Source organism: Bacillus sp. AFS077874 (genome assembly GCF_002566505.1).
Lineage (GTDB): Bacteria > Bacillota > Bacilli > Bacillales > Bacillaceae_G > Gottfriedia.
Genome location: NZ_NUYF01000005.1, coordinates 228,550 through 242,906, shown reverse-complemented (window position 1 = coordinate 242,906; position 14,357 = coordinate 228,550). Strand labels below are relative to the sequence as shown.

General features: G+C 31.9%; 15 protein-coding genes. 13 read left to right on the top strand and 2 right to left on the bottom strand.

The window, feature by feature from the left end; genetic code table 11:
• Nucleotides 1-252: 252 nt before the first annotated feature.
• Complete coding sequence (locus tag COJ46_RS25210; protein WP_353615945.1) at nucleotides 253-642, bottom strand: nuclease-related domain-containing protein; 390 nt, start codon at nucleotides 640-642, stop codon at nucleotides 253-255.
• Between the two features lie 357 nt (nucleotides 643-999).
• Between COJ46_RS25210 and COJ46_RS02935 the strand changes: the two genes are divergently transcribed.
• From COJ46_RS02935 to COJ46_RS02900, 9 genes are all read left to right on the top strand, one after another.
• Nucleotides 1,000-2,448: a sensor histidine kinase gene (locus COJ46_RS02935; RefSeq protein ID WP_097977594.1), complete on the top strand. Its 1,449-nt coding sequence runs from the start codon at nucleotides 1,000-1,002 to the stop codon at nucleotides 2,446-2,448.
• Nucleotides 2,445-3,131, top strand: coding sequence for a response regulator transcription factor (locus COJ46_RS02930; protein WP_097977592.1), 687 nt, complete (start codon nucleotides 2,445-2,447; stop codon nucleotides 3,129-3,131). The genes COJ46_RS02935 and COJ46_RS02930 overlap by 4 nt, the downstream gene beginning before the upstream one ends.
• Before the next feature lie 221 nt (nucleotides 3,132-3,352).
• Nucleotides 3,353-3,895 carry an RNA 2'-phosphotransferase gene (locus COJ46_RS02925; RefSeq protein WP_097977590.1) on the top strand — a complete coding sequence of 181 codons (543 nt, stop codon included), beginning with the start codon at nucleotides 3,353-3,355 and terminating at the stop codon, nucleotides 3,893-3,895.
• A 326-nt stretch (nucleotides 3,896-4,221) separates the two neighbouring features.
• On the top strand, nucleotides 4,222-4,896 hold the full coding sequence (locus COJ46_RS02920) for an ankyrin repeat domain-containing protein (RefSeq protein WP_097977589.1): 675 nt from the start codon (nucleotides 4,222-4,224) through the stop codon (nucleotides 4,894-4,896).
• A gap of 75 nt (nucleotides 4,897-4,971) precedes the next feature.
• Nucleotides 4,972-5,943 (top strand): DUF4822 domain-containing protein, encoded by a 972-nt coding sequence (locus tag COJ46_RS02915; RefSeq protein ID WP_097977587.1) that lies wholly within the window; start codon nucleotides 4,972-4,974, stop codon nucleotides 5,941-5,943.
• 340 nt (nucleotides 5,944-6,283) lie between these two features.
• A complete protein-coding gene (locus COJ46_RS24330; RefSeq protein WP_176522595.1) occupies nucleotides 6,284-6,448 on the top strand; it encodes a hypothetical protein in 165 nt (54 codons plus the stop codon).
• Between the two features lie 179 nt (nucleotides 6,449-6,627).
• Nucleotides 6,628-7,362, top strand: coding sequence for an SIMPL domain-containing protein (locus COJ46_RS02910; RefSeq protein ID WP_141437811.1), 735 nt, complete (start codon nucleotides 6,628-6,630; stop codon nucleotides 7,360-7,362).
• Nucleotides 7,363-7,752: 390 nt separating this feature from the next.
• Nucleotides 7,753-8,097, top strand: a complete 345-nt coding sequence (locus COJ46_RS02905; RefSeq protein WP_097977583.1) for a Na-translocating system protein MpsC family protein — start codon at nucleotides 7,753-7,755, stop codon at nucleotides 8,095-8,097.
• A 73-nt stretch (nucleotides 8,098-8,170) separates the two neighbouring features.
• Nucleotides 8,171-8,581, top strand: a complete 411-nt coding sequence (locus COJ46_RS02900; protein WP_097977581.1) for a phosphate-starvation-inducible protein PsiE — start codon at nucleotides 8,171-8,173, stop codon at nucleotides 8,579-8,581.
• A 105-nt stretch (nucleotides 8,582-8,686) separates the two neighbouring features.
• On the opposite strand, the gene COJ46_RS02895 is transcribed toward COJ46_RS02900, so the two are convergent.
• The gene (locus COJ46_RS02895; protein WP_097977580.1) at nucleotides 8,687-9,634 is read right to left on the bottom strand and encodes a glycine-rich domain-containing protein; all 948 of its coding nucleotides are present in this window, start codon (nucleotides 9,632-9,634) and stop codon (nucleotides 8,687-8,689) included.
• Nucleotides 9,635-9,960: 326 nt separating this feature from the next.
• Between COJ46_RS02895 and COJ46_RS02890 the strand changes: the two genes are divergently transcribed.
• From COJ46_RS02890 to hutU, 4 genes are all read left to right on the top strand, one after another.
• The gene (locus tag COJ46_RS02890) at nucleotides 9,961-10,395 is read left to right on the top strand and encodes a VOC family protein (RefSeq protein WP_097977578.1); all 435 of its coding nucleotides are present in this window, start codon (nucleotides 9,961-9,963) and stop codon (nucleotides 10,393-10,395) included.
• A gap of 239 nt (nucleotides 10,396-10,634) precedes the next feature.
• Nucleotides 10,635-11,066 (top strand): histidine utilization transcription antiterminator HutP, encoded by a 432-nt coding sequence (gene hutP / locus COJ46_RS02885; protein ID WP_097977576.1) that lies wholly within the window; start codon nucleotides 10,635-10,637, stop codon nucleotides 11,064-11,066.
• A 106-nt stretch (nucleotides 11,067-11,172) separates the two neighbouring features.
• A complete protein-coding gene (gene hutH, locus COJ46_RS02880; protein WP_097977574.1) occupies nucleotides 11,173-12,681 on the top strand; it encodes a histidine ammonia-lyase in 1,509 nt (502 codons plus the stop codon).
• A 17-nt stretch (nucleotides 12,682-12,698) separates the two neighbouring features.
• The gene (gene hutU / locus COJ46_RS02875) at nucleotides 12,699-14,357 is read left to right on the top strand and encodes a urocanate hydratase (RefSeq protein WP_097977572.1); all 1,659 of its coding nucleotides are present in this window, start codon (nucleotides 12,699-12,701) and stop codon (nucleotides 14,355-14,357) included.

Below are 14,357 nucleotides of genomic sequence, written 5' to 3'. Positions count from 1 at the left end.
TGGTGGTTTTTTTGTTAGAACAATTTTTGAGAGTAAGACAAAAATGCGTTTATGAGGTGTTCATGGGGAAGTATAATAGCAAAAAGATGAAAAATGCTTCCTCTTTACTAGTTGGTCATAGTGATTCATTGGATATTGGGAGTATTTTGAGTCTGTTTTATGAAGAGATAATAAGGCTTTGGTGAGTTTGTAATGATTAACATTTAATTTGAAATGTTGCATGTTTAATTCGTTTATAAACCGATTTAATTGTTATGGGAAAATATTGGGTAAGTTCATAGGAGCATTGTATAAAAAAAATTCGGAGTTTACAAAAACTAAATGGAGTTTTATTTTGAAATAAATCTTATGTTCAATCAGTAATTTTCGTAACATGGATTCGGTTCTTTTAAGTTGTTCGTAAGGATTTTTTAATTCGTTTTTTGGGGTTTTATACCATCGTTCTCCTTCTATATAATAATCTCCTTCAAAATTTTTCACTTCAAATAAATAGATAGTTTCTCGGTTTATACCAATCGAATCAATTTGGAATTCGGATTTGTTACATTCGAACAATAAATCGTTAAGGATAAGCCAGTTATCTGATAGTGTTGAAGTCCAATCTAATTTCTTTTCACCTTTGAACCCTTTTTCTAGATCGATAAGTATGTTGAATCCTTTTCAGATAGTTCTCTTCTTGCATTTAATATTTGATAAATACTATAATCCTTTGATTCAAATCGTTCTTTTTGATTTTTCATATTTTACATCCTTTTAATCTATCTTACATTCAAATTCAACTACATAATTGATGATTTTTTAACTATTTTATGAAATGTTTGTTGTTTAGACTTATTTCACAAAAATTTTACACTTTTTTAAGATTTATATGATATAGTTCACTTAATTTCAATTGAAAAAAACACTTTAATTTTTAGAGTGTGTAGTTTACGAAAGTAGCTTGCATGCTAAGAATAAAGATTATTTAAATAAAATTTTATTACCGAGTGAGTGAAATAAATGTCAATTAAAATGAGGTTTCTGTTGTCTTATATTGGGGTGATTCTTTTTTCGATCACGTTATTATTGGCAGCAGGTTTTTTAATAATTTTTGCAATAACAGGAGATGTAAAGTCAGTAGAAAATCTTTACAAAAAGACTTATGTACAAAAGCCTTTGACTACAGTTGAAGAAAGTGTGTTTCTTGATTTGAAGCTACTTGCAAAACATAATCCTAAGCAGTTACTTAATAAGAAGGAACTCAAAAGTATTGAACATAAGAATATCGGAATTGTAGTACGAAAGGGAACAAATATCGAGTACTCTTCCCCGTCGTTAGATAAAAAAGTGTTAGAACGAGCACTTCCTGGGTTTGAGGAAACGAATATTAATACTCGCGATACGATTAAAATTAATGATTTGTTTTTTACGTATGTGAAATTTGATTTTTATTTTCCAGATCAAAGCCAAGGGAGTATTTTTGTCTTAAAGAAGGCAAGCTCATATACCGAGGTTATTCGTAATCTTTTTCCAATTTTACTAGGTTTATTGTTATTTTTATTTATTATGATAATCGGAATGCTAAACTATTTAGTTTCCCGAAGCATTATTAAACCAATCTCAAAACTTAAAAATGGTGCAGAAAAAATTAAAGTTGGGGATTTGAATTTTGAAATTGATACGAGTTCAAATGATGAAATTGGTGTATTAAATAAAGCGTTTGAGGAAATGAGAATCAAATTAAAAGAGTCGATTAATCTACAGATACAATATGAGGAAAATCGTAAAGAGCTATTGTCAAATATTTCACATGATTTAAAAACACCAATTACTTCAATAATTGGATATGTGGAAGGGATAAAAGATGGTGTAGCAAATACTCCGGAGAAAATGGAAAAATATTTATCAACAGTTTACTCAAAAGCAAAGGATATGGATTCATTAATCGATGAATTGTTCTTGTTTTCTAAACTGGATTTAAAAAAAGAACCCTTTCACTTTGAAAATGTCGAAATGAATAAATATATAGGAAGCTATATAGAGGAAATTTATTTAGATTTACTGCAGCAAGGGATCAAGATAGAATTTAATCAGTCAAATAAATCAATCAATGTTACAACGGATCGAGAGAAATTAAAAAGAGTGTTGTCGAACTTAGTAAGCAATTGTGTGAAATATATGAACAAAGAAGAGAAGAAAATTTCATTTTCATTAAATGAACAGTTAAATGAAGTAATTGTTGAAGTAACAGATAATGGTCAAGGGATTGATCCTGCTGCGTTACCATTTATTTTTGAACGTTTTTACCGTGCAGAACAATCAAGAAATTCACAAACTGGCGGTAGTGGTTTAGGACTGGCAATCGCAAAACAAATTGTTGAAGAGCACGGAGGGAAAATCTGGGCAAATAGTGAGATTGGTAAGGGGACAAGTATATTCTTTTCCTTAAAGAAAGGTGAGAGAAATTGAAAGAAATATTACTGATTGAAGATGATATAAGCATTGCAGAATTACAAAGAGATTATTTAGAAATAAATGATTTTCGTGTAGATATTCAACATAATGGCGATGAAGGCCTTCAACATGCACTAAAAGGAAATTATGATTTAATCATATTGGATATCATGCTGCCAGGAAAAAATGGTTTTGAAATTTGTAAAGAAATACGAGCGGTAAAAAACATTCCTATTTTATTTGTATCTGCTAAAAAAGAAGATATCGATAAAATTAGAGGCCTCGGTTTAGGTGCGGACGATTACATTACAAAGCCATTTAGTCCTAGTGAACTAGTTGCAAGAGTAAAGGCACATTTATCCCGATATGAAAGGCTAGCTGGTAACAATACCGTTTCAAAAACAATTTTCGTTCATGGAATATCAATCGATCGTTCAGCTCGTAAAGTTTTTATTAACGAAAAAGAAGTACCCTTTACGACAAAAGAATTTGATTTAATGGTGTTTTTTGTAATGAATCCGAACCAAGTTTTAAGTAAAGAACAGCTCTATGAAAAGGTTTGGGGCCTCGAATCAGCGGCAGACGTTTCAACTGTAACTGTCCATATTAGTAGATTACGTGAAAAAATAGAAAGAGACCCTACAAACCCTAAGTTCTTGGAAACAGTTTGGGGAGCAGGGTATCGATTTAATATTTAAATTATGTTTTTTAACCGTCACATAGTGCCGGTTTTTTCTTTATTTTGACATTTTACTCGCAAGATTAACTATATAGTAGTTTGTTTGAACAAGGAATGAAGTAATGAAAGTAGAATTTTATAGATAAATATGGGATTTAGATAATAAACAAAATGTAATTGTTGAAAAAATTGCATTTCAAACCATTAAAAAATTGAAAAAAATAGGGTGGAATTAAAAAAATGAATCAAAAAGACGAAGAAAAACTAAGTAAATTTATGAGTAAAATTTTAAGACATGACCCATTAAAATTTGGAGTGAATTTAAAAGAAGATGGGTCATGTTCCATATCAGAATTAGTTGATGCAATAAATAGTCAAACAAATTGGAGCGGTGTCACTGTTGAAAACATTACTCAGGTTGTAAAGAATTGTCCAAAACAACGGTATGCAATAAATAGTGATAGAATTAAAGCGAATTATGGGCACTCGAAAACTAAAATACAATATCAGCCAAAAAAACCTCCTGAGATTCTTTATCATGGTACAAATAAAAAAGTTGAAGAACTAATTCACAAAGAAGGGTTAAAACCAATGGGACGTAATTATGTTCATTTATCTGAAGGGGTTGAATTCGCGACATTGGCTGGAAAACGTAGGGGAGAATTAGTAATTTTGAAAGTAGATGCTAAAAATGCCTACGAGAATGGTGTTAAATTTTTTTATGCAGACAATGAAGTGTGGTTGACTGATTATATTTCACCTAAACATATAATTAAAAATTGAAAGTTTTTAGCATTGTAATAATTGAACTAGTAATAGTTTTTTATAGTATCCGAACAAAAATTTAGTAGATCAAGTAATTGTGTATGACTGTCTAATTGGACAGTCATTTTTTGTTCAAAAAACATTAGAGGCAATCCATAAATAAATATTATTAAAAATTTTATACTTTTTTAATAATTTGTTTAGAAGGAGTTTTCATTTAAGGATTAACATAGATTTCAGACAAACAATGATCTAACTTATGAAAAAGATTGGAGGAAAATTTCCCAGGAATAATACGATATTTTTATGGTGATTTGTAATGGAAAAGGAGGCTGTTGTACTTTATGTGGAAGTTACTTGCAGTAATAACGAGCTGCATACTTTTGCTAAATGGATGTGCCTCATTTGCTAAGGGGGAAGAAAAAGTGAACGAACAGTTATTTCAAGCAGCTAAACGAGGAGAAACTGATCTCATTAAGAAGTTAATTGAGAATGGTGCGGATATGAATGCACAGAATTCTAATGGACAAACTGCCATAATGATTTCAACTTATCATAATGATTTCAAAACTGCCAAAGTACTGATTGATGCAGGCGCAGATGTCAATATTCGTGATCATATGAAAAACAATCCATTTTTATATGCTGGTGCTGAAGGTTTTATTGATATTCTAAAACTTACAATAAAAGCTGGTGCTGATCCAACAATTACGAACCGATATGGTGGAACAGCATTAATTCCCGCTTCAGAACATGGATATGTAGATGTGGTCAATGAACTTCTTACTAATGCCGAGATTGATGTTAATCATGTTAATAATTTAGGTTGGACGGCACTTTTGGAAGCAATTATTTTGAACGATGGAAGTGAAAAACAACAGCAAACAGTACAATTGCTTATAGATCATGGAGCAGATGTTAATTTGTCTGATCGTGAGAATGTTAGCCCTTTACAGCATGCACGTGAGAGAGGTTTTAAAGAGATAGAAGAGATTTTGCTAAAAGCAGGTGCTAGATAATCAAAGTTCATGACCAATTGTAAGAATAATTGGAGATTATATAAATAACGATAAAAATATGAGGAGATCATTAAAATGATTAAAAAAACAAAAACAATTTCATCAATATTACTCGGAGTATCTTTAGTAGTAACAAGTTATAATTCTGCTGCTAACGCACAAGTAGAGCATGGTAAACAAAAACAAGAAAGAGTATACAAAGCACCTAAAAAAGTAAAGAACAAGTTAACAAAGGGCCAGGTAATGGCTAATATTTTAAGTAGTACAAACTGGCAAGGTACAAGAGTGTATGATAAAAATCATCATGATTTAACAAAAGAGAACGCAAATTTTATTGGTCTTGCTAAATATGATGCAAAATCAGGTAGATACGAATTTTTTGATGCAAAAACTGGTCAAAGTCGTGGTGATAAAGGAACATTCTTTATTACAAATGATGGTAAAAAACGAATTTTAATTTCTGAATCAATGAATTACCAAGCTGTAGTCGATATGACAAAACTAAATAAAAACGTATTTACTTATAAAAGAATGGGGAAAGATGCAAACGGTAACGATGTAGAAGTATATGTTGAACATGTTCCTTATAAAGAAAAACAGCTTTCTTTTACAGATCCTGATAAAAAATTAGATTCTAAAACAGGCGAGATTGTAAAAAAAGTTGATGGTGATAGAATTTTAGGTAGAACACTTTGGAATGGTACAAAAGTACTAGATGAACAAGGGAAGGACGTAACGAAATATAATACGAATTTTATTAGTCTTGCAAAATTTGATGGATACTCTAATAAATATGAGTTTTTCAATTTAGAAACAGGTAAAAGCCGAGGTGACTATGGATATTTCGATATTGCCCACGAAAATAAAATCAGAGCACATGTTTCAATCGGAACAAATAAGTATGGTGCTGTTCTTGAATTGACTGAGCTTAATAATAATAAATTTACTTACAAAAGAACAGGCAAAGACAAAGATGGTAAGGATATAACTGTATTTGTTGAGCATGAACCTTATAAAGGTGATTTTAAACCAGTATTTAGTTTCTAAAAAAGTGGAATGGAGAAATCCATTCCTTTTTTGAGTAGGACTTTTGAATAATCTTAGTAATATTAAAAATGTTAGATAATTATTTGTTATTTTAATAACATTTTTTTGTGTTTTTTAAAAAATTCCCCCAATAAAGTATTGTTGAATTTATTGGGCTTCCAATCTAAAAGTAACTAAAATTTGGTTATTTTAGAATTCTTTTCAAGATAAAATTGGTTAAATTCCCCCAATAGTAATTCAAGGTATATTCTAGTTTAATTAAAGTGTGGATAGATTTAAGCATAATACATAAATAAGTCTGACTAACTTCGAATCTATTATTTGAAAAAGGGGAATTAAAATGGAAAACAATTCTACATATTACGATGGCAGCGTACCGGTATATGAAGTACCACTAGAAATTGGAAAACCAAAAGATCAAACTGATGATGAATTAGGTGAAGAAGAACTGAAAATAACTGATGACATGAGAAAAAACATCAGTGGTAATCCATATATTTTCTAATGAAAATAAATTGATAAAGCCTGTAGACGAGAGGGAGTTTCCTAAAGTTTATTGGCTTTTTTTGTCCGTTTGAAATCAATATATCAAACTAAATATTCTCTTGATTCATCTATTCACAGAAAAAGCCCTCAATACATAAAATATGGGCACAAATACAATATTTTTCATCTTAAAAGGATGTGAGGAAGATTTATCCATTTAATAATTATAACTTAACAGGTATGCGAAATGATTATTCAACCCCTCAATATCAAAGTGCTTTCCGATCAGGCAATATGAATAGTAATTATACGATTAAAGCAACGGGAAAAGGTGAAGTATCAGTAAAGCCCGACCAGTCGTTTGTCCTATTAGGTTCTGTAGTAGAAGATATGAAGGTACAAACGGCTCAAACAGAGAATGCAATCATTTCAAATAAAATTATAGATGCATTAAAAGGGATAGGAATTAAACAAGACGAAATTGAAACGAATTCATATACAATTGATCGAATAGTTGATTACCAAGATTCACAGCAAATTTTTAAGGGATATCGGGTGAGTCATATTTTCAAAGTAATCGTGAAGGATCTTGCAAATGTTGGGAAAGTGATTGACGTTGCAGTTGAAAATGGAGCAAATGAAGTAAGGAATCTTACATTCGAAGTAGCAAATCCCGAACCATATTACGGAGAAGCACTACAAAAGGCAACTTTAAATGCAAAAATGAATGCCGAAAACATTGCGAAATCCCTAGGGTTATCGATTAATAACATACCAATTTGGATGGCTGAAGAAGGAATTCAAGTTGTACGCCCAATGTCTTCATTAACAATGACTGCAGCAGCATTCAGCGGTCCAACTACGCCAATTCAAGAGGGACAAATTAAAATTACTGCTTCAGTACAGGCAATGTTTAATTATGTAAGCTATTAAATGTTTAACATTCGAATTTGACAGAAAAATATAAAATTAACAATATGATTGTTAATTTAAACAGATAGAGATATAATAAATCCGGATGATATGGAAACATGATAATGTTATTGTTATGGTTCTATTAAATTCATTTAACTTAAATTGGATTGGTATTTTAGTAAATTTTTTTGCTAATTAACTATTCCACCATGACGACAGAAAGCCTTTGAATCGGCTAATTGTCTTCCTGGTGGAATTTTTTTTTTCAAAAAAGTGGTAAGTGAAGTGATTTTGTGAAAAATGTAATAGAAACTAACATATTATTCCTCGTCTTAGTAAATAGGTTAAAGAATACTGTGCAAAGATAAGCTATAACATTTAAAAAATTGAAATTGAGGCGAAAAAGTAATGTCAAAAAAAATACACGAATTTAATGATATGATGCGAAAACTTCGGAAAGATTTGTTTGGAAAAGGTCCAGAGCGGATTCATACGGTATTTGTTGAAAACATGGCTGTTTCAACATTATATGGTAATTTGACTCCAACTGAAAAATTTATTTCCGGAACAATGAACGGGGCAGAAATGGTTCATACTGCACGAACAAAAATGATTCAAGAATTGTACTTAAATAATCCACCAGAAGGTTTAGAGGAACTTGTAGGTGCAAAATTAGTCCATCTTTTTTCAGATATGAAAGTTGAAGAAAACATAGGCATTTCGGTTTTTGTGTTCGATCGCAATATTATATAGAAGAAACGATTATGATTAGTGGTTATCATTTGTAAATAAATTTTTATAAGGGTCAAAAAACCGGGGGAGACAAATGATTGGAATGAGTTGGTTTAAAAATCGAAAATTGTTGATCAAGCTTTATCAAACTTTATTAAATATATCTTTATTAATACTGAGCTTGATTCTTGCGTATTTCCTTTTCAGAGAACTTTATTATATTTTTAACGATATTTTACTAGGTAATAATAATGTTCATCAGATTTTTGGCAAAGTTTTAATATTTTTCTTATATTTTGGATTTATATCAATTATTGTTCAATATTTCAAAGAAAATTATCATTTTCCAATACGCTATCTTCTATATATCGGAATTACAGCTACTATTCGTTTTATTATTGTAAATAATGGAGAATCGGCCCATAATTTTTGGTTAGCAATTATTATTTTAGTGCTAACAATTAGCTATATTATTTTACCTTTTGGGGATACGAGAAATGGTTAAATTGCCCCTAAATAAAAGCATTAAAAGTTTACTAAAAATAAAGCAATTTAGCCCAACCTTAAGGTTGAGTTAATGTAAATATACTTGGATGACAGTATTAATAGATCAACTTGAACAACCAGAACTTGAGCAACTTGAACTAGAACACGAAGAGTGAGAACTAGAACAAGAGGAATGTGATGAACTAGAGTATGAAGAGTGCGAGCTATGATGATGACTATCATTCTTGCTAGAACAATCATTTGAACTTTCATTTAATGCAAAAAAAGTATTTGTAGCTAAAAATGTTGAATTAATATGCCCATCATCTGATTTTTTGTTAGAAGATGAACGATTAGCTGAACTTGGGTAAGATTTTGGTGATTGGTGTTTAGTTCTTGCTCCTTCTTTTTCTTTTTCTACTAATATTTTTTGAATTCTAGCAAACTCGTTTAAAAAATTATGTTTAGTTTGTGAGTTTAAATGTGAAACGAAACTTTTTGTTTGTATTGTTTTACTCGATAAATATTCTTGAACTTTAGTATTTTTATCATTAACAACTAAATTTCCTAAGACATAGGTATTTACAGATGTCGTTTCAAACAAAGTATTATATAACAAATTGTAGACAGCTCTAGCATCAGTTCTATCGGTTATAGTTACATCTTCTTTATGAACATTTGGTTCATGGTGGATCATTTCACCAGAAAAAGACTTGCAGAAGTTATGATAACTTTTCGTAAATAAAATCATTTCGTGCCAGATTTTATCAACTTCTTGACTATACATTGGAATGTTTTCAAAGATTGCTGCCATTAAGAAAAAGCGCTTTAATTCCCTTTCAATAAAGGAATATTTTTCATTGCTCCAACCTTCTTTTTCTATAACTCTTTCTTTAACATTAGCCAGGAAATCCATTTTCCATGCGTTTTCTAGTTTAGAAACTAACGATAAATTAGCAAAGTTGGAATTTAGATTTAAGTCGTTTGTTATAAACTGCTTATAAAGATCGTTATAGTATGCATTATCATTTTTTAAATTCTTTTTAAAAATTCTTCCAAAAAATTTTTTCATATAAACCTCCTTTTATACAATTATATAATTAAAAAATTAACAAAAGAAGAAAATTGTTAAGATTAGGAAATACTTGAATTGAGGATTAACATATCTATATGTTTCTTGGAGAAAGAGGAAAGATTGCTGGTTATATCATTAATTGTCAGCTCATTCTTTATTAACTCTCATATACTTGCGAAGTTTTTAGATATGTAAAAATATGGTACAATCTATTTATATTTAGATTTATTAAAGGCTAAATCTCAAGCGGAAATAGATGAATTACAGCTGTTTCTTTAGTTCTAAAACGAGGTAATTACAAATTGTTTGGAGGGTTTTAGGAGATGACACAAGAACAAGTAATACCGGTTGTATCAGGGCAAAGGATTACTCCATTTCTTACGTTTAGTGGCAATGCGGAGGAAGCAATGAACTATTATGTTCGTATTTTTCCGAATTCAAAACTCGTTTCTCTTCGAAGATATACGAAAGATGACCGAGGAGTAGAAGGGAACATTCTAAATGGCATCATTGAAATTTTAGGACAGTCTTTTATGGTTTTGGATATGGATAAAGAATCTTGTCCTGATTTTACTTGGGCTGTTTCCTTTTATTTAGAATGCAAAGACGATGAAGAGTTTGAAGTGATTTTTGGTGGCTTGAAGAGTGATGGGAAAGTACTTATGGGGCCAGTAGAAATGAATGATTTTAGTAAGGTTACATGGGTGACTGATTGTTTTGGTGTTACTTGGCAGCTAGTGTTAAGAAAAAAAGCTTAATAATCGGCGAATCATTCCTTTTTTCTGTTATTCATCAAATTATTATTAAAAGACGATAAATGGACAAGTTTTTTTAAATAATAAATTACTGATGAATATTTTGAATATTGCAACAAGTTTTAATAAAAAAATATTTTTTAAAAATAATAATCTGAAAATATTGAAGTTTACTAATTGTTGGCATATAATGTAATCAGATACTAGTTTATTAGAGAAAGTAAGTAAGAGGTATTAGCGATATGGCAGAGCAAAATCAACGAATTGGTCGAACAGCTATGATGCTTGCTTTGACCGATCATGAAGAAGAATTAATGAAAAATGAAAACGTTGTATGGTGTGTAGGTAAAGTCGGTACAATGGATTCTCAAAAGGTCGTTGCTGCGATTGAAACCGCTGCCAAACAAAATGGTGTAATCAATGGAGCTCTATATAGAGAAGTTCATTCATTATATCATGCAACACTTGAAGCAATTCAAGGCGTAACAAGAGGTCATGTTCAATTAGGTGATGTTCTTAGAACAGTGGGACTTAGATTTGCTGTTGTTAGAGGAAAGCCTTATAAAAACGTGAACGAAGGTGACTGGATAGCAGTTGCACTATACGGAACGATTGGTGCTCCAATTAAAGGATCGGAGCATGAATCAGCAGGACTCGGCATTAATCACATATAATCGCCCATAGTTTATTAGATGATAGGGGGCTATGATTCGTAAGTTACTATTTACGTCTCATAGCCTCTTTCTGTGTTTTTTTTGACAAAATTCGGAGGTGTTTTTAATGGTAACTTTAACTGGTAATAGCTTAACAATGGAACAAATGAAAAGTATTTTATTCGATATGGCATATGTAAAAGCAGGTGAAGAAAGCTTAGTTGCGGTAAAAGCATGTAGAGAAAAAGTAGAAGAAATCGTAAATAATGGCAAAGTCGTTTATGGTATCACAACAGGTTTTGGAAAATTTAGTGATGTATTAATTGAAAAAGAAAATGTTTCAACACTTCAATATAACTTAATCGCTTCACATGCATGTGGTGTTGGTGAACCGTTCCCTGAATTAGTTTCAAGAGCGATGTTAGTACTTCGTGCAAATACAATGTTAAAAGGTCACTCTGGTGTGCGTTTAGTAGTTGTTGAAAAATTACTTTCATTAATTAATGCTCAAATTCACCCGGTTATCCCATCTCAAGGATCATTAGGTGCAAGTGGAGATTTAGCTCCTTTATCTCATTTAGCTCTAGTTTTACTTGGTGAAGGTGAAGTTTTCTATAAAGGAAAACGTATGGAAACAGCAGAAGCTTTAGCAAAAGAAGGGATTTTACCAATCACACTAGAAGCTAAAGAAGGTTTAGCTCTAATTAATGGTACTCAAGCAATGACAGCAATGGGTATTCTTACTTATCTTGAAGGTGAAGAATTAGCTTATCAAAGTGAATTAATTTCTTCTATTACATTTGAAGCATTAAATGGTATTACAGATGTTTTTGATGAAAGAATTCATATTGCTCGTGGATATAAAGAACAAATTGAAGTAGCTGAACGTTACCGCAATATTTTAGCAACAAGCCAATTAACGACTAGACAAGGTGAAATCCGAGTTCAAGACGCTTATACATTAAGATGTATCCCTCAAGTTCATGGAGCAAGCTGGCAAGTTCTGAACTATGCAAAAGAAAAATTAGAAATCGAAATGAATGCAGCGACTGATAATCCATTATTATTCGGTGATGATGTATTCTCTGGTGGGAATTTCCATGGTCAACCAATCGCATTTGCAATGGACTTCTTTAAATTAGGTGTTGCTGAGTTAGCGAATATTTCAGAAAGACGTATTGAGCGTTTAGTTAACCCACAATTAAATGATTTACCACCATTTTTAAGTCCAGAACCAGGATTACAATCTGGTGCAATGATTATGCAATACGTGGCAGCTGCTTTAGTTTCTGAAAATAAAACATTAGCGCATCCAGCAAGTGTTGACTCAATTCCTTCTTCAGCAAACCAAGAAGACCATGTAAGTATGGGTACAATCGGTGCACGTCATGCTTACCAAATTCTACAAAACGCTAGAAGAGTTTTAGCAATCGAATGTATTTGTGCAATGCAAGGTGTTGAATATAAAGGAATTGAAAAAATGTCTGAAACAACTAGAAAGTTTATGGAAGATGCTCGTAAAACTGTTCCATCAATTACTAGAGATCGCGTATTCTCAAAAGATATTGAAAAATTAACAACTTATTTAAAAGAAAATTTCATAGCAAAAAACTATACAAAACAAACACAAATATAAGAAGAGGTGGAAATAAAATGGAAATCACAAAAGGATCTTTAAAAGCGCCAAGAGGTACTGAATTAAACACTAAAGGTTGGGTTCAAGAAGCAGCACTTCGTATGTTATTAAACAACTTAGACGAAGAAGTAGCAGAAAGACCAGAAGATTTAGTAGTATATGGTGGAATCGGTAAAGCGGCAAGAAACTGGGAAAGCTTTGATGCAATTATTGAATCATTAAAGAAATTAGAGAGCGATGAAACATTATTAGTTCAATCAGGTAAACCAGTTGCAGTTTTTAAATCTCACGAAGATGCACCACGAGTTTTATTAGCGAACTCAAACTTAGTTCCAAAATGGGCAACTTGGGAACACTTCCGTGAATTAGATGAAAAGGGCTTAATGATGTACGGTCAAATGACTGCTGGTAGCTGGATTTACATTGGTACTCAAGGGATCTTACAAGGTACTTATGAAACATTTGGTGAAGCTGCTAAACAACATTTCGGTGGCAGCTTAAAAGGTACAATTACAATTACTGCAGGTCTTGGTGGTATGGGTGGCGCTCAACCTCTAGCTGTAACAATGAATGGTGGAGTTGTAATCGGTATTGATGTTGATGAAACTAGAATTCAACGTCGTATTGACACTAGATATTGTGATGTATTAACTCACGATTTAGAGGAAGCTTTACAACTTGCTACTGAAGCTAAAAACGAAGGAAGAGCTTTAGCAATCGGTTTAGTAGGTAATGCTGCTGAAATTTTACCTCAATTAGTTGAACGTAATTTTGTACCAGATTTAATTACTGACCAAACTTCAGCACATGATCCATTAAATGGTTATTTACCAATCGGAATGACAATGGAAGAAGGAAAGAAACTTCGTGTAGAAAATCCAGATGAAGTAATTAAACGTGCAAAACATAGTATGGCAGTTCATGTTGAAGCAATTTTAGCGATGCAACAACGTGGAGCACTCGCATTTGATTACGGTAATAACATTCGTCAAGTTGCATTAGATGAAGGCGTTAAAAATGCATTTGATTTCCCTGGTTTCGTACCTGCATTTATTCGTCCATTATTCTGTGAAGGGAAAGGTCCTTTCCGTTGGGTAGCACTTTCTGGTGATCCAGAAGATATTTACAAAACAGACGAAGTAATCTTACGTGAATTTGCTGATAACGAGCATTTATGTAACTGGATTCGTATGGCTCGTGAAAAGGTTGCATTCCAAGGTTTACCATCACGTATTTGTTGGTTAGGCTACGGTGAGCGTGCAAAATTCGGTAAAATCATTAACGAAATGGTTAAAAATGGCGAATTAAAAGCTCCAATCGTAATCGGTCGTGACCACTTAGATTGTGGATCAGTAGCATCTCCAAATCGTGAAACAGAAAGCATGAAAGATGGTAGTGATGCAGTAGCTGACTGGCCAATTCTAAATGCACTTATTAATGGTGTAAATGGAGCAAGCTGGGTAAGTGTACACCACGGTGGTGGTGTAGGTATGGGTTACTCTTTACATGCTGGTATGGTAATCGTTGCTGACGGTACTGATGCAGCTGCAAAACGTATCGAAAGAGTATTAACTTCTGATCCAGGAATGGGTGTAGTTCGTCACGTTGATGCAGGTTATGATTTAGCTGTTGAAACTGCGAAAGCAAAAGGCGTAAACATCCCAATGATGAAGTAG